Source organism: Elizabethkingia miricola, from assembly GCF_001675285.1.
Classification (GTDB): Bacteria; Bacteroidota; Bacteroidia; order Flavobacteriales; family Weeksellaceae; genus Elizabethkingia; species Elizabethkingia miricola.
Genome location: NZ_LSGQ01000001.1, coordinates 392,776 through 413,077, shown reverse-complemented (window position 1 = coordinate 413,077; position 20,302 = coordinate 392,776). Strand labels below are relative to the sequence as shown.

Here is a 20,302-nt window from a genome sequence, read left to right as displayed (position 1 = left end):
TTTATTGTTTGATTATTTTATAAATTGAAATTAACTCGTTCATGATTTCAGCGGTTGGTATATGCCTGGCATATTTTGCATTTTGTCCCGCCCAGTAATTTGTGAATTGAGTGTCGTTATGTTTTTTTGCAAGGCTTCTCATAGCCTGTGTAAGAACATTCTGAATAGGATATTCAGGTATTGTAAGCTGATTAAGCTCTGTTAGCTTCATGAAATCGTTACAAATACCACGTGCCCATCTTCCGGTATAGCTTCTGGTTAAGACGGTAGACGTATCTGTAGATTCTTTAATTAAATCCCGGTAAACATCAGTAGCAGCACTTTCTGCTGCTGAAATAAAATGACTGCCGATTTGTACTGCATCTGCCCCCATATCGAATGCTGCAGCTATAGTTCTTTTGTCATACAGACCGCCAGAAGCAATCACAGGAATGTTCACGGCATCTTTTATCTGTGCAACAAGAGCTATAAGTCCTATATATGGAAGACATTTCTCGTTGAGGAAGCTACCGCGGTGACCTCCGGCCTCAATTCCCTGTGCAACGATAGCGTCTACACCCGATTTTTCAAGTTCCACGGCTTCTTCAACACAGGTGGCAGTACCGATGGTATAGATATGATGAGCCTTCAGTTTTTTTATATTTCCTTCATCCAGCATTCCAAAGGTAAAACTTACATATTTTATCTTTTCCTCAATAATCAGGTCAATTAAATCCTGATATGGGTAAAACTGATAATTGAATTCAAAATCCTGAGCCCAGTTTTTTTCTTTTAAGATACTCTGAATGAAATGAGCCATCTTTTCCGTTGCAATTTTATTACTATTGATATCCGGAGCTGTATTAGCAAAAAGATTTACTGCAAATTCATTTTTGGTAAGCTGTTTTGTCTCCTGAATCAGCTTGCGGGATGCCTCAGGAGAGAGTCCGCCTAACGGAAGAGAACCCAGTCCGCCCATATCCGAAACATCAGCCACCATCTTAGGTGTTACTACACCCAGCATAGGAGCCAAAATTATGGGATATGGAAGATCAGAAAGAAAAGTAGAGCTCATCATACAGACAAATTTACAAAATAAAAAACCGTCAATATAGAATTGACGGTGTGTATTTTTTATCAAATTAAATTTATCCTCTCGCTCTCTCCAGCAGAACCATCATCATGAATGAAAGAATTAATCTGGATTCATCATTGTCAGGTACATCAGCAAACTTTTGAAGCATAAATTTTCTTCCGAAAAATGAAGGCATCTTCTTTAGCTGAAAGATTTTGTTGCCGTCTTTATCTGTTAGAGTGTAGGATGGGTTTAGTATATATCCTGTAAACATTCCTATAATGGGTAATTCACCGATCATGTTATCCCATACTTTTACCCAGCCATTATCTTCACGTATAGTATAATCTTCACTTCCGTGTTTATCCATTCCGATGTAGGTAGATTTCCATATAGATTTCATCCCTCTGCGGCCAATTTTACCAAGAGATTTTCCGGTTCTGGTTTCAGAAATCGAATAATTCGCATTGAAATCCAGCCAACGGTCTGCCTTAATACGGAAAAGCTCTTCAGCTTTGCTTTCGTTGTTGAAGACAACGACATCTTCCTTTAATTTGAACATTTTCTGACGTACGTAGGCGATTGTATTATCATTTTTGTCTTTTGCAACAAAATCGTTGGCCAGAGTAGTAATTTTGAATTGTAAGAATAGCGGGTATTCAGGATTTTTCATTAATAATATATTATAGTTAGGGGCTGCAAAAATAGCGTAAACGTAAATGGTCAACAAACTTTTTTATAGAAAGAAGGTAAAATGATACCTTTGCAGATATGAATTTTCCAAGTAAAGTTTTAGAAAAGGCCGTTGAAGAAATTTCAGGGCTTCCGGGAATAGGACGAAAATCGGCAACAAGATTGGCTTTGTACCTGTTAAAGCAGCCGCAGTCTCAGGGAATGGCATTGGGAAATGCTATTCAGGCACTGGTAAATGATATTAAGTATTGTAAAATCTGCCATAATTTTTCTGACCACGATATTTGTGAAATTTGTGCTAATAGTAACCGAAATGATAGTCTGCTGTGTGTAGTAGAAGATGTACGGGATGTGATGGCTATAGAGAATACAGGGCAGTATAATGGTAAATATCTTGTTCTGGGTGGAAAACTTTCCCCAATGGAGGGTATAGGCCCTAATCAGTTAAAAACTGAAAGTCTGATCAGTAAAGTGGAAGCCGGAGGTGTAAGTGAGGTTATCTTTGCACTTAGTGCAACTATGGAGGGAGATACAACAGCCTACTATCTATACAAGAAGCTAAAACATTATCCTTTGAATTTCTCCGTCATTGCAAGAGGAATTGCGGTAGGGGATGAACTGGAATATGCAGACGAGGTTTCTTTAGGAAGATCTATTAAATATCGATTACCGTATCAGGAATAAAAATCCGGAATACAGAACTGTGTGATTTCTGAATATACTTGCTTTACACAGATTAAGCTTTTCCTGAGTGTATTTCTGATTTCTCATACCGGAGATACAGAAAATATAGTGTATGATGATTAATAAGGAGCTCCATTAGGAGCTTTATCTTTATAGATTATATTTATAAAGAATTCAGAGCGTTCCGGAGGAACGTTATCTTAATAAGTAAAAAATCAAAAACTTCAAAATTACTATTACAAAAGAAAATGAATTTTCCATATTAGCAGAACCTTTTGCCTAGTCCCCAGCTTCTGTTTCCTTATTCATTATTGTATCAGAATATAGTTTCTATAAAAGAAAAACTGCTTAAAAAAACTCGTAAGAGCCCTAGTAAGCAGTTTCTTCTAAACTAAACTATTAAATCTATCTATTTTGCAGTCTGCGCTGGCGCAGAGGATTGCTGTGTTTGTGGAGCTTGTGCCGTAGGTTTCTGAACCGGGGCCTGTGGGTTGTTTGGAAGCTCCTTTTTTGTTGGTTGTGACTGAGGAATTACTGTTGATGGTTTTCCTGTAAGAATAACACTCAACATAATCAGAACAATGATAAAAATTCCTAATGACCATGTAGCCTTATCCATAAATTCATTGGTTCTCTGTACTCCGAAAGAAGCTGAAGATGTACCTCCAAATGTACCAGAAAGACCGCCTCCTTTTGGATTTTGGGCCATGATAACAATGATCAGAAGCACACATGCAATGATAATAAGAACCATGAAAAGGCTAAATATCGTACTCATTTATTTTAATTTTCAGTTGGCAAATATACAAAAATATTGATTCATTTGAATATAATTTTTGTATGAAAAATTTAAAAACACTATTAAATTTATACATTATGGACCAGAGAAAGTCTGGTCATATATAAAATAGCTGATCTGAACAATTTTATCTGAACAGACTCAGGTTATATTTTTTAACAAGATCAAGGATCATATGATAGCCTGCTAAGGAATTTCCATGCTGATCCAGGGCAGGGCTGTAAACCCCGATTCCCATTTTTCCGGGAACACTTACTGTAATACCGCCACCAACTCCGGATTTGCTTGGTAAGCCTACTGTACGTGCATATTCTCCACTGAATTCATACATTCCGGCAATTAACATCTGGGATTCTACCAGTTGGGCAATATCTGCATTTTTATAAGTAGTGTCACCATCGTAACGTGTGCATTGGTGTGCGAAGAAATAACCTATCTTGGCCAGATCTTCGGCGGTAACCTCTATCGAACATTGCTTGAAATAGTTATTCAGCTTATCTTCATTACCAGTTATCAGTCCACTGTTTTTCATTATATAAAACATTCCACGGTTGCGGTGTCCGGTTTCACGTTCGGAATTATAAACTTCTTTGCTGTAGTTTATATTGCTGTTTTTGGTAATGTATTGTACCATTTCCAGTATTTTTTTGAAAGGTACTTCACCTTCTCCGTCTATTAGAGAAGTTGTTAAAATAGCACCGGCATTCATCATCGGATTTAATGGTTTTCCGCTTGTTTCCAGATTTGAAAAATGATTGAATGGCTTGTCGGTACCAAAGTAGCCCATTTTATCAAAGATATTCTGTTCTCCTTTTTCCCGGACAGCAATCATTAACGATATAATTTTTGAAATACTCTGAATGGTAAATTTTTTATAGGTATCACCTACATTTATAACTTTTCCATTTTCACCAATGACAGATAAAGCAATAGATTTTGCATCTGCTTTACCGAGTTCCGGAATGTAATCCGCAACTTTTCCCTGTTGGTAATAAGAACGGTTTTTTTCCAGAATATCTTTTAAGACTTGTTCTGTAATAGCAGAGCCATCTGTTTTTTGTGAGGCTACAACTTGAGCCTTAATATCTGTACTAAAAGATAATGTGCTTGTAGTAAGCAGAATTCCAAAAACGAAAGTCGAAATATTTTTTTTCATACTGAATTATAAATATTGGGCTGTTTCTGAAATGAAAAATCAGAAGTAGCTTTTTAAAGTATTGTTTCCAATTGTATTTTATTGATAGCGCTGATGCTCTTTTGGTTTGGAAAAACGGTTAATGATTGGCTTGAAAAAGGCTTTATACTTTTCGGCATCGAACAGCTGAGAGTCTGTTAGAGCTTTATAAGTCATCCATACCCCGAACGGAAGTAAGATCATGTTGGGCAGCCATGTAGCCAAATATGGATTCATTTCTCCCTTCCATGCTATGTTTTCTGTCATTAGGTTGATAACATAGAATAAGATGAATATCACAATGGCTATAATTACAGGGAGACCCATTCCTCCTTTTCTGATGATAGATCCAAGGGACGCACCAATCAGGAAGAAAATTACACAGGTGAAAGAATATGAAATAATACGCTGCTGGTACATTACGACCTTGGTATAGTATTTAATAATATCTATAATCTGGTCATTTTTCATCTGATAAGCGCTTTTCGCAGCCTGTAATTTATTATGGGCATAATACAACGCTTCCATTTTTTTATCTCCCTTCAGAGAGTCAAGTTTAAAAGGTTGTTTAATCAGCTTTTTATCTGTCTTAATCTTATCGATATAGGATACATAACCATTTTGCTGACTTACAATATCCTGAGAAATTGTATTGAAAGCATCTTTATCATCCTTTCTTTTCTTTTTTAATGTTTTGGCAATCTGATTATAAGTCTGGAACTGATAATCGTCTGTAATATTTTGCTCTTCCAGGGCTTTATTTAAAAGTAAAGAAACGTCAAAGTGTTGTACAAGTGAATCAAACTTTATGGCTTGATTAGCCTGCTTTTCTCTTTCTTTAAAATCTTTATTGGCAATCTGATCCTGGAAAATATATCCATTATACAAGATAAGCTTTAAATAGTGTTTATCCACGGCCTGAACGAATTTTCCGTTCTTGGCAACTACTGTTTGATTGTCCTCGTATGAATTGGCTACTTTGTGGATAAATACACCGGTTACATTTTCTCCGTTTTCACCCTTTATTTCATCAAATTTTATCGTCATTCCCGGTACCGTATCGATAAACTGCCCGGGCGTAAAGTTTAATGCAGGACGAGACGACGCAATATTATAAAGCATATTTTTTGCTTTACGCTGAAAGTCCGGAATAATATTGTTGGAGAAAAAGTAGAGGAGTACGGAAAGTAAAATAACCATAATGAGCAAAGGTCTCATTACACGGAGTAATGATATCCCTGCAGACTTCATGGCGGCCAGTTCATATCGCTCCCCAAAGTCTCCAAAAGTCATGATAGCTGCAAGCAGAATAGTCAGTGGAAGTACCATTTTTACAACGGTAACCCCCATGTAAAAAAGCAGTTTTGAAATTTCCCAGGCACTTAATCCTTTACCGGCCAACTGCCCCATCTGTGTCCAGATAATGTTTACAATGAAGATGAAACAAAGGACACTGAAGATAAACAGGAAAGGACCGAAAAAGGTCTTTATAATGTATTGGTCAAGCTTTTTTATCATATATTCTATATAAAAAGCCACATCTTTGTGTGACTTTTTTATGCTTTGCTTATTTTATTATAACTACAATTCTGTAATCAGATAATTTTTATAATTGGCTTTATTGAAAGTGAAAACTGAAGGAGAAAGGTTTTGATTTTCTATATATTTTGAAATCTCAATTACCGCAACTTCATTGTTCTCCGAAAACTGTTCTAATTTCACCAATTGTTTCTTAGCTGAATTGACGAACAAATTTACATATTTTATCCCATTATTTGAGACCGGAGTCATTTTTATATAATCAGCATTGGTTCCGCCAACGTTTTTCTTGCCCATGTACTCTACTGTATATCCGTTTTTATAAGAGTCAATATAATTAAGAGGGGAGAACATCGTTTCACTACCTGTAGGTTTTGCAATAGTAACTTCCTTATCATCGCCACTAATACTGTATACTTTATTACCATCAAAGATTTGTTCTGTACCCATAATATTCAGCTTGTACTTATTTCCCGCTGAATAGAAAATACCAGTAACTGCTTTTCCGGCTGTACCACTTCCGTTACGGTAAACAAATTTGAAATAATTATTCTTTTTCGATTTGTAGTTCGTAGAAACGCCGTCTAAAATCGTTTTTGCATTAGCATCTATTTTTTGTCCAAAACCCATAGTAAAGGCCACAGCAAAAATTCCGACAGATAATTTCTTTATAAGGTTTTTCATCTTTTTGTTTTTTTTAGATTATTTGCGCAATTCTTCCAAAAACTGTTCCAAAGAATGCAGATCTGTAATCAATACTTCCCGGGCTTTAGCTCCGTTGAAGCTTCCGACAATACCTGAGGCTTCTAACTGATCCATGATTCTTCCGGCGCGATTATACCCCAGTTTCAGCTGACGCTGCAACATAGATGTTGATCCTTGTTGTGTGGAAACTACAATCTTGGCAGCCTCATCAAAAAGAACATCTTTTTCATTAGGATCAAAACTTCCGACAGAAACAATAGATTCATCTCCTGAATATTCAGGTAGCTGGTATGCTTCCGGATAGCCTTTTTGCTCTCCGATGAATTCTGCGATTTTTTCTACCTCAGGAGTATCCACGAATGCACACTGCAGACGGATAAGATCATTTCCATTAAAGTAAAGCATATCTCCTTTTCCTACTAACTGCTCAGCTCCCGGTGTATCCAGAATTGTTCTGGAGTCAACTCCGGAAATTACTCTGAAGGCAGCGCGGGCAGGGAAGTTGGCTTTGATCATACCTGTAATAACGTTTACCGATGGTCTCTGCGTTGCTACAATAAGATGTATACCAATAGCACGGGCAAGCTGCGCCAGACGGGCAATTGGCATTTCTACCTCTTTTCCGGCAGTCATAATAAGGTCTGCAAATTCATCCACAACCAATACAATATAAGGAAGGTATCGGTGTCCGTTTTCAGGGTTTAATTTTCTTTCCGTAAATTTCTTGTTGTACTCTTTAATATTTTTACAGAAAGCATTCTTCAGCAATTCATAACGATTGTCCATTTCAATACAAAGAGAATTCAGTGTATTGATAACTTTTGCATTATCTGTAATAATAGCATCGCCACCATCTGGTAATTTTGCTAAATAGTGTCTTTCTATTTTTGAGTATAAAGAAAGTTCAACTTTCTTAGGGTCAACCATTACGAACTTTAATTCGCTAGGGTGTTTTTTGTAAATAAGTGATGTAAGAATAGCATTGATACCTACCGATTTACCTTGTCCCGTTGCTCCGGCCATTAGTAAGTGTGGCATTTTTGCCAGATCGGCCATAAAGATCTCGTTGGAAATTGTTTTACCAAATACAACCGGGAGATCCATGTCAGTATTCTGGAATTTTGGTGAAGCTATTACCGAACGCATACTTACCATAGACGGGGTCTGGTTAGGTACTTCGATACCAATAGTACCTTTCCCCGGCATTGGTGCAATAATTCTGATACCTAAGGCAGAAAGATTAAGTGCTATATCGTCCTGAAGTTTTTTAATCTGTGCTACACGAATACCCGCTTCAGGTACAATTTCATAAAGTGTAACAGTAGGACCTATCGTTGCTTTTATTTCGGTAATACCTACGTTGAAGTTTTTAAGAAGCCCGACAATACGGTTTTTATTTTCTTCAAGTTCGTCCTGATTAATGTTAATATTCTCGTTACCATAATCTTTTAAAAGAGAAACAGAAGGCATCTGGAACTTGGCAAGGTCTAATTTATGATCGTAAAGTCCGTGCTGATCTACCAAATTCTGAGATTTTTTATCCGCCTCGTCCAGAACTATAACTTCTTCCTCCTTTTGCTCTACTGTAAAAGCAATGTCAGGTGTGCTTGTCACTTTATGAGCGGGAACTTCATTACTTGTAACAGTTGGTACTGGAGTGGTAGTATGATTAGGGGTCTCTATAATAGGAGGTGGAGTAGGTATATGAACAGGTTCCGCTTTAGGAAGTTCTTCTGTAACTACAATTTTATTTTCTGCCTCTTCAGCTTTTTTATCAAATGGAGAAGGTCTTTTAGACTGTGTAAGGTTTACTTCTTTTGGCGTTTCATCTACAACCGGAAGCTCTTCTTCTTCATTGTTGTCAGAATCATCATCCATTGTCGAAACCTTGTTTTTGAATTTCCCTAAAGTATTTTCATTTAGTTCATCCATTTTAGCTTTGATGTTGGACGGACGCAGATTGAACTCTAAAACGAAATATAGCCCAATACTTAGAAGAAGTATCATCCATAATCCGAATGTTCCAATAATAGCATTTAGGTAATCCATAATCTGGAAACCATATACACCAGATAATACACCCTGACCTTTTGTAATAACACCCATGAAAATTGGCAGCCAACAGATGAAAAACAGACTATGAGAGATGGTTTTCCATGGTTTGAAATAATTCTTTTTCAGAATCAGCGTTCCGAAAACAAATAATAAGAAGGCAACAATGAAACCTGCTATTCCGATAGATTCAAAAATGAAAAAATTGCCCAGCCAGTCACCAATCTTTCCAAATATATTGGAAGATTTAATAGACTTGTCTAGCATTGTCCCTGCCTGGCTTTGGTCGGCTTTCCACTTCATAAGATAAGAAATGAAAGAGAGTGTAAGCACTATGGAAAGGAAAACGAATGTTACGCCGGAGATAATTCTTAATTTCGAAATGGTCTTAGTCTTAGCAACTTCTGGCTTTTGATTCATTCTTTTTCTGTGTTATATAAGGTCTTTGCAAATTTAGAATAAAATAGCAAAAAAACTAATGTTGTTTTGATTGTAAAAAGAGTGCCTTTGGGTAATAGAAAATATAGTGAAAAACGATAGACATGATTTTTCTCCATGTTGGCTTATAATAGTTTTTTTGGTGTAATTTTGCCGGATGTGTTTTTAGAGTACCCATAATGAAGAAATTACAGGATATACTTATTTCTACCAGGACAATGGCCGTATTGTTACTGGTTTATGCCATCTCGATGGCAGTAGCTACGTTTATAGAGAATGATCACGGGACACCCGCAGCTAAGGCTTTGATTTATAATGCCAAATGGTTTGAGCTGGTGATGTTGCTTCTCATCATTAATTTTATCGGAAATATTCAACGATACAGACTTCTCAGAAAAGAGAAGTGGCCACTATTAGTTTTTCACTTAGCTTTTATTCTGATCTTTATCGGTGGAGCTATTACACGTTATATCAGTTTTGAAGGAATGATGCTGATTCGTGAAGGTGAAACTTCTAACCAGATCGTTAGTGAAAAACAATATTTCAAAATACAAATAGAAGATAAAGGTGATATCCTGAATTATGAGGATGTACCTTATATCATGTCTCCATTGCATCATGATTTTAATGCTACCTATGATTTCAGAGGTGAAAAGTTTGCAGTGAAAACGCTGGACTACATCCAGAGAAAGAAAGATTCATTAGTAGTTTCTGAGGGCGGAAAAAATTATCTTCATCTGGTTTCCACAAACGATCAGGGGAGAGAAAATATATTCATCGCACCAGGTGAGGCAAAGAGCGTAAACGGTATGTTGGTTGCCTATAACCGTAAAATTGAGGGTGCTGTAGAGATTCACGATGAAAATGGATTCCTTCAGATCAAATCTCCATCCGATGCTCAGTATATGACGATGGCAACACAGAAAACAGGTGTTGCAAAAAAAGATGCGCTGGACTCCTTAAAGCTAAGAAGTTTATATACAATTGGTGATCTGAAGCTAGTTGTACCTGAAGGCGTGAAAAAAGGGAAGCTTATAGAGTATGAAGGTGATGTGAAAAAAGATGCCGCTACGCCGGATCTTCTGAGATTAATGGTTGAAGGTCCTAAAACAAAGCAGCCTGTAGATATATTAGTTGATAAAAATAATCCTAATATGGCGAAGCAGATTATGGTAGATGGTAAAAACATTATGTTGGGATTTGGTCCTAAAGTTTTACAGACACCATTCTCCATAAAGCTTGAGAAATTTGTAATGGAAACATATCCGGGAAGTAACTCTCCGTCTGCATACGAATCTCATGTGCAGATTATAGAAAACGGAAAACAGACACCATATAAAATCTATATGAATCATGTTCTTAATCATGGAGGTTATCGTTTCTTCCAGGCAGGATTTGATCCTGACAGAAAAGGAACTCACCTTTCTGTAAATCACGATTTCTGGGGAACTAATATTACGTATGTAGGATATACTTTCCTATTCCTTGGACTTTTCGTTTCATTATTCTGGAAAGGAACGCGTTTCTGGCAGTTAAACAAAATGTTGAAAGATATAAGTAAGAAAAAAGCTGTTGTTGTAGCATTTTTATTATTTTCTTTTAGTGCTTTAAATGCACAGACCTATGATGGCAGCAAAGGAGAAATCGATATGCACGGACAAGAGTCCCATGGAGCTCCTAATGTTAAGAGTGTAGAAGGGGGAATGACAGCCGGTCCTATGAAGCCTAAAGTACTGGACCCTGAAACTGTGGTTAAAGAATCCCATATTAATAAAGAGCATGCAGATAAGTTTGGTTATGCATTGGTACAAAATATAGAAGGGCGTATTGTTCCGGTTAATACACTGGCATTAGATGTTCTTAGAAAATTGTACAAAAGAGATTCTTTCCACGGAATGGATGCGAACCAATGGTTCTTGTCTATTACGACTAATCCTTTTATGTGGACACAAGTTCCAATTATCAAAGTAACGACAAAGGGAGGCAGCGAGTTATTAAGAAAGACAAAAGCAAATGAAGACGGCTATACAACATTATTGAACCTTTTCCCAATGGATCCTGCTACAGGACAGCCTCGTTTTGTCTTGGAACAAGATTATAATATTGCTTTCCGTAAGAAACCGGTAGAGCAAAGTATGTATGATAAAGGAGTTATTGAAATGAATGACCTGGTACAGGTTTTCAATGGTATACTTTCAGGTCAGTATATGCGTATAGTTCCCGTGCCAAATGATAATAACCATACATGGCATTCATGGTTGGATAATAAATTCGAACCGGATGAGGCTTCCCAGAAGGTTATGGGGCCATATTTTGCAAGTGTTATAGATGCTACAAAAAATGGTGATTGGGCTACTGCGGATAAAGAATTGGTAAAATTACAGGACTACCAGCATAAATGGGGATCGAAGATTATGCCTTCAGATACTAAGGTAAATGTTGAGGTATTTATGAACGGATTGAATCTGTTCTTTAAGCTCCTTATTAGCTATACAATGATCGGAGGACTATTATTGATATTAGGTTTTATTTATTTGTTTAAACCAAATAAGATTCTGAAAATTGTAATAAATGTAATCATTTGGATTGGAGTTGTAGGATATATAGCACATTTCTTTGGTCTTATTGGTCGTTGGTATGTTTCCGGACATGCACCTTGGAGTAGTGGTTATGAAGCTATTATGTTTATCTCATGGGTTGGAATTACAGCAGGTCTTATCCTCTACAGAAATTCCAATGTACTTATACCAGCAGCAGGTTTCCTTGTAGCTGTTATTATGATGGGATTTGCTCATGGTGGAGCGCAGCTGGATCCACAGATTACCCCTCTGGTACCAGTACTTAAATCTTATTGGTTAATTGTACACGTGGCTATTATTGCTTCCAGTTATGGATTTTTTGCTCTTTCAGCTATTATTGCAATGATTACACTGTTGTTCTATATTGTGGCTAATTCTGATATCTATAAAAAACATAATGATAAAACAATTAAGGAACTGACCATTGTAAGTGAAATGTCTTTAACTATTGGTTTGTTTGCGCTTACAGTAGGAAACTTCCTTGGAGGTATTTGGGCAAATGAAAGCTGGGGACGTTATTGGTCTTGGGATCCTAAAGAAACATGGGCATTTATTTCTATTATTATTTATGCCTTTGTATTACACATGCGTTTAGTACCAGGACTTAGAGGTAGGTATACATTCCATGTTGTTACGATGTTTTCATTCTGTTCTATGATTATGACCTATTTTGGGGTTAATTATTATCTTTCAGGATTACATTCATATGCGGCTGGAGATCCGATTCCGGTTCCGGCATGGGTATATATGAGTTTATCTTTTATGCTTGCTCTGAGTATTGCAGCATGGTTTAAGTATAAAAAATTCCACAATGCTAAATCTTCATCTAATAATAAATCGAAGAAAGCAGAGGAAAGAACAGAGATTGAACCTTAATCAGAATACAATAAAATAAAAAGCCAGGAATTATCCTGGCTTTTTTGTTTGTGTAAATATTCTTACTTGATTTCTTTATAAGAATAACTAAGATTGGCCCATATTAAAAAATCCTGAGCTGAAACCATCTCTGAAGGAGTTTTGAAAGGAGATATTTTTGATACTTCTTGCTGAGAAGTTTTTCCAAAATTAAGACCGCTTCTGCTGTATAAAGAAGAGTTGTCATTTTCTCTCGGAGCTCTGTGATAGACTATAACTCTTTTGTAAATAGTAAGCCCAGTTTTATCAGAGGTATGTAATCCAAAGAATTCTGGTTTAGTCCCCTCAAGAAATATAGAATCTTGTTTTGCTTTAATTTTATAGGCTAGTTTCAATTTACCATTTATAACAAACAGAGAATCTTTTTTGTAATCAACAACAAGCTTATCATCCGAAGTGTCCACTGAAAACCAATATTGGTTTAACATACTTGCATCAACTGATGTTTCTGTTCCTTTGGGGCCTTTTAAAGAAACCCCGTTTTCAATTTTATAGCTGTTATTAAACTGGTAAGTGTATGTTTTTTTTGCTATTGTTATTGGCAGTTTAGTGTTGTCACCACCATCTCGGTTGTCACTGTTGCTACAAGAACTTAAATAGGCAGTAAGGATAATTAGAAAAAGTCGATTTATGCGCATATATAGTAGTTTTAGTGGGTTGTGCTTTCGCATCTAAAATTAGGAATATTCCCAGTAGTAGCATATTAAAATAGCTTAACCTGATTTTATTCATATTTCTAACTGTAGTGACTTTCGTGATAAGAAATAAATTTATTGCTTTTTTATATCATTAATTTCATATCTTTATGATATCAAATTAATATCAATATGGAAAAAAATCTGAAACCAATGTCTGGTTATGTGGCACTACTTATAAGTATTTTATTACTATTTGGTGCTGTTACTCTTTTCTTTACAGGAATGCAGTATAATCCTTTCTTGTCCGTTATAGGGGTATTGTGTTTTATTCTTGCAATATTTTTTATGAAAGGTCTTATGATTATCCAGCCTAATCACTCCAGAGTGCTTAACTTCTTTGGGAAGTATGTAGGAACTGTTAAAGAGAACGGATTGTTCTTTATCAACCCTCTTTATTCTTCACAAAGAATGAGTCTGCGTTCAGAGAATCTTCAGGGACAAACACTGAAAGTAAATGACAAAATGGGAAACCCTATTGAGATAGGAGTTGTTATCGTCTGGAAAGTAGGGGATACCTATAAGGCAGCCTTTGAAGTGGAGCGTTATACTGATTTTGTAAAAATGCAGAGTGAAGCAGCAGTTCGTCATTTGGCGATGAGTTTTCCTTATGATAATCTCGAGGATGATCATGCGCCGATAACCTTAAGAGAAGGCGGAGATAAAATTAATCAGATCCTGGAGCAGGAGCTTACAGACAGACTTTCAAAAGCAGGAATTGTAATTCAGGAGGCCAGAATCAGCCACTTGGCTTACGCGTCTGAAATTGCAGGAGCTATGCTTCAGCGCCAGCAGGCTACAGCAATTGTAGCAGCAAGGGCTAAGATTGTAGAAGGTGCTGTAGGGATGGTAGATATGGCTCTGAAAAAACTATCGGAAGAAAACATAGTAGAGTTGGATGACGAAAGAAAAGCTGCTATGGTAAGCAATCTTATGGTTGTACTTTGTGGGGAAAAGGCTGCACAGCCTATACTAAATGCTGGTACTTTGTATAATTAGAATGTAGACTAAGCGAAAGCTTAACAGAAAAAATAAAAATTTTGAGTACAAAAAAAAGCTTTGTCCTCCGGATTGATGAAGAAACTTATAAGCTTATTGAAAAATGGGCTTCAGATGAATTTCGGAGTGTAAACGGACAGATTGAATTTGTAGTTCATCAGGCTTTAATAAAAGCCGGGCGAAAGAAGGAAAAGGACAATGAAAAGCCGTTAGATAGTAAATAAACTAATGTATAAAAAAGCAGCGGGGAGAAACTCCCCGCTGCTTTTTTATATACTTTTCTTATTGTAATTACAAATATTCATCCGGAACCTGGATGTTATTCTGCTTCAGATAGTCTATAAGACTTTCATGTTTCTGCTGCATATCGTTGGTGCAATTTCCTGAAAGGCTGCAAATTTCGGAGGGGCTAATCTCCAGTATATCTGCAACTTTTAGTAAGGTTGTCATATTCATTTTGACTTTGCAATTTTCTAAATCAGAATATGCTTTTTGGGAGATTCCTAACTCCAGAGCCATATACTCCTGGGTTAAATCTTTATTTCTCCGGATTTGTCTGATACTGTTGCCACATTCTTTCATCGCTTATGCTTTTAGTAGATTTCGGTATACTTTAGTAGTTGGTCTACTGGTACACCACAAAGATAACGAATACCTTTGAAACACAAATAAAACAGGTGGAAAATACTGTTTTCAGCGTAATTCTTTAGCTATTTTTTGCTAATCAGTTAGTGGAATATAACCTTATAAAATAAATACAGTAGAAAAATGGAGGCGCAAAAGTTTCATTATGACAACAATATTGTTCGGGCATTTTTATATGCGACAATAGCGTTCGGTCTCGTAGGCTTTCTTCTTGGGCTTACGGCAGCTTTAATGTTGTTCTACCCTGAATTACCGGAATTCCTCTTCGGTACGGATGATACGACGATTCAGAGTTTAAGAAGCGGAAATATTCAGGGACTAATTAATACACAAGGAGCACTTGGTTTCGGCAGAATAAGAATGCTGCATACCAGTGCAGTGATTTTTGCTTTTGTGTGTAACTCGTTTTTCTGCGGTGCTTATTACAGTATGCAGAGACTACTGAAAACCAGAATGTACAGTGATACACTTTCATGGATACATTTCTGGTCTTGGCAGTTAATGATTGTAAGTGTGGTTATCACTTTCCTTATGGGGATTAATACATCTAAAGAATATGCAGAGCATGAATGGCCTATCGACATTCTAATTACTTTCTCATGGGTTATCTTCGGTATCAATATGTTTGGCACGATTGCTAAGAGAAGAGTAAGACATTTATATGTAGCAATCTGGTTCTTTATTGCAACATGGATTGGGGTAGCTTTACTTCACATTGTAAACAACTTAGAAGTTCCGTTAAACTTCTGGAAATCATATTCAGTATATGCAGGGGTAAAAGATGCATTAGTACAATGGTGGTATGGTCATAATGCGGTAGCGTTCGTACTGACAACACCGGTATTGGGACTTATGTACTACTTTATGCCGAAAGCAGCGGACAGACCAGTATTTTCTTATAAATTATCTATTATCCACTTCTGGTCTCTAATCTTTGTATATCTATGGGCAGGTCCTCACCACCTTCAGTATACTTCTTTACCTGGTTGGGCTCAGGCATTAGGAACAGGTTTCTCCATCATGCTTATCGCACCGTCTTGGGGAGGTATGCTAAATGGACTACTAACACTAAGAGGAGCTTGGGATAAAGTAAGAGAAAATCCGGTACTTAAATTCTTCGTAGTAGCTGTTACATGTTATGGTATGGCAACATTCGAAGGACCGCTTTTAGCAACTAAATCTCTAAATAAAATTGGTCACTATACCGACTGGGTAATTGGTCACGTACACTTAGGTGCACTAGGATGGAATGGTTTTATGGCCTTCGGTATTATATATTTCCTTGTACCATTAATGTGGAAAACGAAACTATGGTCTGTGAAATTAGCTAACTGGCATTTCTGGCTGGGGACTCTGGGAATTATTTTCTATGCAGTACCAATGTATATCTCTGGTTTCACACAAGGTTTGATGTGGAAACAATTTAACCCGGATGGTACTTTGATGTACAAGAACTGGTTGGATACCGTAACAGCGATTATTCCATACTTTAAGTTGAGATTCCTTGGTGGGATATTATACCTGACAGGGGCGATATTAATGGTCGTGAATGTATTCAAGACAGTAAGAAAAGGAGTGTTTGAGAAAAATGTTCCTGCAGAAGCACCAGCGTTAGCAGTTATTGGTAATGACAGAAAAGATGGCGAGCCGGTTCACTTATGGATTGAAAGAATGCCAACAGTATTGTCCATCGGAGCATTTGTTACACTGGCAATAGGAGGTGCGGTTGAAATTATCCCTACTCTGAGTGTGAAGAGTAATGTACCAAATATAGCAGCTGTTAAGCCATATTCACCATTAGAATTAGAAGGTAGAGATTTATATATCCGTGAAGGATGTAACTCTTGCCACTCTCAGATGATAAGACCTTTCCGTGATGAGATTGTGAGATTTGATGGTAAAAATGGACAGTATTCTAAAGCAGGAGAGTTTATATATGACAGACCTTTCTTATGGGGATCTAAGAGAACTGGACCGGATTTACAAAGAGAAGGTAATAAAAACCCAGATTCATGGCACTTTAAACACATGTATAACCCAAGAGTAACATCAGCAGGTTCTATTATGCCACGTTTCCCATGGTTGATTACAAATGAACTGGATCGCTCGGAAATGGTAAACAAAATGAAGCTAATGAAAAATGCATTTGATGTACCATATACCAAAGCACAGATAGATTCTGCAAATGCTTGGGCCGATAATCAGGCTAGTGTAATCGTACAGAAAATTTACTCTGAAGCTGCAGATATTAAAGAGCAGGTAGCACAGGAAAAAATTGCCAAAGGTGACAAATTTATTCCTATAGAGAAGAGAGAAATTGTAGCACTTATCGCTTATCTGCAGAGACTTGGGGTAGACATTAAGACTACAGATGTACAAACAGCCTCTATTAAATAACTTTAAATAATTTAGTTATGAAAGTAAGAACACCGATTTCAGTTTATATAGTGCTTACATTCTGCCTGATAGCTTTAGCTTTCGAGATGTTTGCTCCCGAGGTTCATTACCTTACATCTCCCTATTTCTGGGTTGTAGTGATCATGTCAGCTTTACTATTGTTAATAGTGAGTTCCCTTCAGGATCTTGTAGAGAACGAAAACTTTAAGAAGTTAACGGATGAAGATAAGAAGCTTTATCTGGAGCAAAAAAAGATTCCTTTTTTGCGAAGATTATGGAATTCTGCTGTTAAAAAGCAGTCTCAGAAAGAAGAAACTGATCTTATTATAGACCACGGTTTCGATGGGATTACAGAGCTTGATAATGCTTTGCCCAAATGGTGGATAGGTTTATTCTACTTCGGAAATATCTTCTGTGTGATTTATATGCTGGCTTATGTATTCACAGATTATGCTCATCAGGATGCAGAATACGAAAAAGAACATAAAACAATGCTGGCTTCTATCGAAGAATATGAGAAAACAGCACCAAAAATAACACTTGAAACTGCTAAATATGATCCTTCTAATATTGCTGAAGGAGAGCAGCTATTCAAAACCAATTGCGCAACCTGCCACTCAGAAGGAGGTAAAGGTGGAATAGGACCCAACCTGACAGATAATTATTGGATCAATGTAAAAGAAAAAGATGTATTTCATAATGTATTCTGGATGCTGGAAAATGGATCTCCTAATAATCCAACGATGAGACCATTTATTAAAGATGGTACAATCTCCGGCAGAGATGCAGAAAAGATTGCAGCTTATGTATACCATATTAATCAGGAAACTCCTCCTGTGAAGGTTGAGCAAGGAGGAGCTTCCCCTCAGGGAGAAGAGGTTAAATGGGAAAAATAAATTAAAGAGTTGTCGGTTAGTAGTGAACAGTACCTGCCAAATTAGTATATCCATAAATATCAACTGTATACTGCTAACTGTCAACCAGTAAGATATGTCTCCTGAATTCTATCTCATTTGCATAAAGCATTTTACTGATCAGCAACTTGAGATAGAATTTTTAAAATCCTGATGATAGAATAACTTCATCATCATTTTTTCAATCGTTTTTTTTATAAAACGGACCATCAAAAATCTTTTTTGATGGCCCGTTTGCTTTTTTATTTGAATTTTAATTTATCACGATTTCTTGCTTATAGGTACTTATGTACATCTTATCGGATCTTGTTCAGGATATATTTATTCAAAAAATGATTGAAAATGTTTATTCAAACTCTGTGTAAATAGTTGTTTTAACTTTTACGTAGTAAATCAGAATAAATGCCGTAAGGAAATGAAATATGTTTTTCTTTAGATTGTATAAAGGAAAATATACCTTGCATAAAGAAAGTCAGGATTCATATTGAAGTTTTCGGTTGCACATAAAAGTGTCAGATATGAATAATGAAATTTGTTTTATAATCCCTTCTGCTCCGGTTTCAACCACCTAATGAAGCTCTTTCATTAAATAAAATTATCAGCAATTATCATAACTACCGGAGCAGATTTATAAGGCGTAATTGGAATACTGCAAACAACTTCCTGTCAAATGCCAGGTTTTATTTTTCATAATGTTGTTTATTGTTTGTAGTACTTACAGGCAGATTGTTGGTTAGTGTATTGCATCTGCCTGTTTTGTAAAATCAAAAGAATCATTCGAGCGAATGATTCTTTTGATTTTATATATTGAATTTTAGTAATTCTTCCCGAAGAATTGTTTCCGGAGTCAGATGGATAGTATTAAAGTCCATTGCTTGAGCGGTTCTAATGTTTTCATAATTGTCATCTATAAAAAGGCATTCCGATGCGTTGAGGTTGTACCTGTTCAGTAGGAGTTCGTAGATCCGTTCATCGGGCTTAATAAGCTTTTCTTCTCCGGATACTACTATACCATTAAAAAGACTAAAGAAATCATAATTTTTGTAAGCATAAGGAAAGGACTCAGCCGACCAGTTGGTAAGGCCATAGAGTTGATATCGACCATGCAGATTACGAAGTATATCTACATTTTTTTCAATAGTTCCTTTTAACATTACGGGCCACTGGCTATAGTATAGAGCTATTTCTTTTGAAAATTCCGGATATTGATTTTGTAATATTTCTGTAGCTTCCTGAAAACTGCGCCCACGATCTTGTTCAGCATTCCATTTTAATGTAGCAATATTGTCCAGGAAGTAATCCATTTCTTCCTCGGAGTTGAAGACATTCTGATAGAGATACTTAGGATTCCAGTCCATAAGGACACCGCCGAAGTCGAATATAATGTTCTTAATAATCATTGATAATAGTGATATTGGTGTTGTTATTATTTCCTTTTATTGATTTTATTTTTCCGGTTTTATATGAATCAAATTCATTGAAATATGAAAATGTAATATTACCAATGGACTTTATTTTTCCTTTTTCATAGTTGTTGAAAGAGCCGTAATAACTGAAATTTATGTTTCCAATAGATTTTATATTACCTGTTAAACCATCACTAAGTTCACTGTAATATTGAAGTGTTTCTCCATTAACAGCTTTTATTTTACCTCGATCATTCGAAGTAAAGCTAGTGTAGTACTCAATATTGTTGTTATTTGAACTCTTGATTATAGGATTATCATTATCCTTTGTGTAATCAAAATCTGAGTCTTCAGTTGTGCTAACTGATTGCCCGTTTGGTGTGATTATATTATCGAAATATCCCGGGATTTTACTTTTTTGAAAAAGTGATAACACTTTTCCCTGTGAATCCATCGCAATATAGGTGTTATCTATATTGAAAAAGATAATAAAGTTCTTACTCTTTTGAAACAGTCTGATCTCATGGATATCCTGAGCTTTTGCAAAAGGAAATAGCATCAGAAGTATAAAAATATAATGTTTTTTTGTCATGGTGATTAGTTGTTTCTTAAAA

At 36.2% G+C, this 20,302-nt stretch carries 17 protein-coding genes; 6 read left to right on the top strand and 11 right to left on the bottom strand.

Annotated features, from left to right (window positions below; all coding sequences use genetic code 11):
• Window position 1: 1 nt before the first annotated feature.
• A complete protein-coding gene (locus ATE49_RS01900) occupies window positions 2–1,057 on the bottom strand; it encodes an NAD(P)H-dependent flavin oxidoreductase (RefSeq protein WP_260255534.1) in 1,056 nt (351 codons plus the stop codon).
• A gap of 70 nt (window positions 1,058–1,127) precedes the next feature.
• Window positions 1,128–1,727: an LURP-one-related/scramblase family protein gene (locus tag ATE49_RS01895; RefSeq protein WP_065080845.1), complete on the bottom strand. Its 600-nt coding sequence runs from the start codon at window positions 1,725–1,727 to the stop codon at window positions 1,128–1,130.
• 98 nt (window positions 1,728–1,825) lie between these two features.
• Here ATE49_RS01895 and recR point away from each other — a divergent pair, with 98 nt between their 5' ends.
• Complete coding sequence (recR, locus tag ATE49_RS01890; protein WP_065080844.1) at window positions 1,826–2,431, top strand: recombination mediator RecR; 606 nt, start codon at window positions 1,826–1,828, stop codon at window positions 2,429–2,431.
• Between the two features lie 409 nt (window positions 2,432–2,840).
• Here recR and secG read toward each other — a convergent pair whose 3' ends face one another.
• From secG to ATE49_RS01865, 5 genes are all read right to left on the bottom strand, one after another.
• Entirely contained in the window at window positions 2,841–3,209 is a 369-nt protein-coding gene (gene secG, locus ATE49_RS01885; protein ID WP_009092010.1) for a preprotein translocase subunit SecG, read from the bottom strand.
• 148 nt (window positions 3,210–3,357) lie between these two features.
• Window positions 3,358–4,386, bottom strand: a complete 1,029-nt coding sequence (gene glsA / locus ATE49_RS01880; RefSeq protein ID WP_065080843.1) for a glutaminase A — start codon at window positions 4,384–4,386, stop codon at window positions 3,358–3,360.
• Window positions 4,387–4,464: 78 nt separating this feature from the next.
• Complete coding sequence (locus tag ATE49_RS01875) at window positions 4,465–5,922, bottom strand: LptF/LptG family permease (protein ID WP_065080842.1); 1,458 nt, start codon at window positions 5,920–5,922, stop codon at window positions 4,465–4,467.
• A 63-nt stretch (window positions 5,923–5,985) separates the two neighbouring features.
• Window positions 5,986–6,627, bottom strand: coding sequence for a LolA family protein (locus tag ATE49_RS01870; RefSeq protein WP_065080841.1), 642 nt, complete (start codon window positions 6,625–6,627; stop codon window positions 5,986–5,988).
• A gap of 18 nt (window positions 6,628–6,645) precedes the next feature.
• Window positions 6,646–9,120 (bottom strand): FtsK/SpoIIIE family DNA translocase, encoded by a 2,475-nt coding sequence (locus tag ATE49_RS01865; RefSeq protein ID WP_065080840.1) that lies wholly within the window; start codon window positions 9,118–9,120, stop codon window positions 6,646–6,648.
• Between the two features lie 197 nt (window positions 9,121–9,317).
• On the opposite strand from ATE49_RS01865, the gene ccsB reads away from it, so the two are divergent.
• On the top strand, window positions 9,318–12,593 hold the full coding sequence (gene ccsB, locus ATE49_RS01860; RefSeq protein ID WP_065080839.1) for a c-type cytochrome biogenesis protein CcsB: 3,276 nt from the start codon (window positions 9,318–9,320) through the stop codon (window positions 12,591–12,593).
• A 62-nt stretch (window positions 12,594–12,655) separates the two neighbouring features.
• On the opposite strand, the gene ATE49_RS01855 is transcribed toward ccsB, so the two are convergent.
• Window positions 12,656–13,270, bottom strand: coding sequence for a hypothetical protein (locus ATE49_RS01855; RefSeq protein WP_065080838.1), 615 nt, complete (start codon window positions 13,268–13,270; stop codon window positions 12,656–12,658).
• A 189-nt stretch (window positions 13,271–13,459) separates the two neighbouring features.
• Here ATE49_RS01855 and ATE49_RS01850 point away from each other — a divergent pair, with 189 nt between their 5' ends.
• Together ATE49_RS01850 and ATE49_RS01845 are read left to right on the top strand one after the other, a co-directional pair.
• Window positions 13,460–14,326: an SPFH domain-containing protein gene (locus tag ATE49_RS01850; RefSeq protein WP_059154612.1), complete on the top strand. Its 867-nt coding sequence runs from the start codon at window positions 13,460–13,462 to the stop codon at window positions 14,324–14,326.
• A gap of 41 nt (window positions 14,327–14,367) precedes the next feature.
• On the top strand, window positions 14,368–14,550 hold the full coding sequence (locus tag ATE49_RS01845) for a type II toxin-antitoxin system antitoxin (RefSeq protein ID WP_059154613.1): 183 nt from the start codon (window positions 14,368–14,370) through the stop codon (window positions 14,548–14,550).
• A 67-nt stretch (window positions 14,551–14,617) separates the two neighbouring features.
• Here the strand turns inward: ATE49_RS01845 and ATE49_RS01840 are convergent, their stop codons facing one another.
• Window positions 14,618–14,908 (bottom strand): helix-turn-helix transcriptional regulator, encoded by a 291-nt coding sequence (locus tag ATE49_RS01840; protein ID WP_021346350.1) that lies wholly within the window; start codon window positions 14,906–14,908, stop codon window positions 14,618–14,620.
• Between the two features lie 186 nt (window positions 14,909–15,094).
• On the opposite strand from ATE49_RS01840, the gene ccoN reads away from it, so the two are divergent.
• Complete coding sequence (ccoN, locus tag ATE49_RS01835; RefSeq protein WP_059154614.1) at window positions 15,095–17,368, top strand: cytochrome-c oxidase, cbb3-type subunit I; 2,274 nt, start codon at window positions 15,095–15,097, stop codon at window positions 17,366–17,368.
• 17 nt (window positions 17,369–17,385) lie between these two features.
• Window positions 17,386–18,264, top strand: coding sequence for a cytochrome c (locus ATE49_RS01830; RefSeq protein ID WP_059154615.1), 879 nt, complete (start codon window positions 17,386–17,388; stop codon window positions 18,262–18,264).
• Window positions 18,265–19,082: 818 nt separating this feature from the next.
• Here ATE49_RS01830 and ATE49_RS01825 read toward each other — a convergent pair.
• A complete protein-coding gene (locus ATE49_RS01825; protein WP_065080837.1) occupies window positions 19,083–19,682 on the bottom strand; it encodes an HAD family hydrolase in 600 nt (199 codons plus the stop codon).
• Window positions 19,672–20,280 carry a hypothetical protein gene (locus tag ATE49_RS01820; protein ID WP_065080836.1) on the bottom strand — a complete coding sequence of 203 codons (609 nt, stop codon included), beginning with the start codon at window positions 20,278–20,280 and terminating at the stop codon, window positions 19,672–19,674. The genes ATE49_RS01825 and ATE49_RS01820 overlap by 11 nt, the downstream gene beginning before the upstream one ends.
• Window positions 20,281–20,302: the final 22 nt, after the last annotated feature.

Bases quoted from the DNA above. Each gene is read 5' to 3' on its own strand.
- ccoN (WP_059154614.1), top strand. From the start codon at position 15,095: ATGGAGGCGCAAAAGTTTCATTATGACAACAATATTGTTCGGGCATTT.
- ATE49_RS01865 (WP_065080840.1), bottom strand. From the start codon at position 9,120: ATGAATCAAAAGCCAGAAGTTGCTAAGACTAAGACCATTTCGAAATTA.
- recR (WP_065080844.1), top strand. From the start codon at position 1,826: ATGAATTTTCCAAGTAAAGTTTTAGAAAAGGCCGTTGAAGAAATTTCA.
- ATE49_RS01895 (WP_065080845.1), bottom strand. From the start codon at position 1,727: ATGAAAAATCCTGAATACCCGCTATTCTTACAATTCAAAATTACTACT.
- ATE49_RS01850 (WP_059154612.1), top strand. From the start codon at position 13,460: ATGGAAAAAAATCTGAAACCAATGTCTGGTTATGTGGCACTACTTATA.
- ATE49_RS01820 (WP_065080836.1), bottom strand. From the start codon at position 20,280: ATGACAAAAAAACATTATATTTTTATACTTCTGATGCTATTTCCTTTT.
- ATE49_RS01830 (WP_059154615.1), top strand. From the start codon at position 17,386: ATGAAAGTAAGAACACCGATTTCAGTTTATATAGTGCTTACATTCTGC.
- ATE49_RS01840 (WP_021346350.1), bottom strand. From the start codon at position 14,908: ATGAAAGAATGTGGCAACAGTATCAGACAAATCCGGAGAAATAAAGAT.
- ATE49_RS01870 (WP_065080841.1), bottom strand. From the start codon at position 6,627: ATGAAAAACCTTATAAAGAAATTATCTGTCGGAATTTTTGCTGTGGCC.
- ATE49_RS01900 (WP_260255534.1), bottom strand. From the start codon at position 1,057: ATGATGAGCTCTACTTTTCTTTCTGATCTTCCATATCCCATAATTTTG.
- glsA (WP_065080843.1), bottom strand. From the start codon at position 4,386: ATGAAAAAAAATATTTCGACTTTCGTTTTTGGAATTCTGCTTACTACA.
- ATE49_RS01825 (WP_065080837.1), bottom strand. From the start codon at position 19,682: ATGATTATTAAGAACATTATATTCGACTTCGGCGGTGTCCTTATGGAC.
- ccsB (WP_065080839.1), top strand. From the start codon at position 9,318: ATGAAGAAATTACAGGATATACTTATTTCTACCAGGACAATGGCCGTA.
- secG (WP_009092010.1), bottom strand. From the start codon at position 3,209: ATGAGTACGATATTTAGCCTTTTCATGGTTCTTATTATCATTGCATGT.
- ATE49_RS01875 (WP_065080842.1), bottom strand. From the start codon at position 5,922: ATGATAAAAAAGCTTGACCAATACATTATAAAGACCTTTTTCGGTCCT.
- ATE49_RS01855 (WP_065080838.1), bottom strand. From the start codon at position 13,270: ATGCGCATAAATCGACTTTTTCTAATTATCCTTACTGCCTATTTAAGT.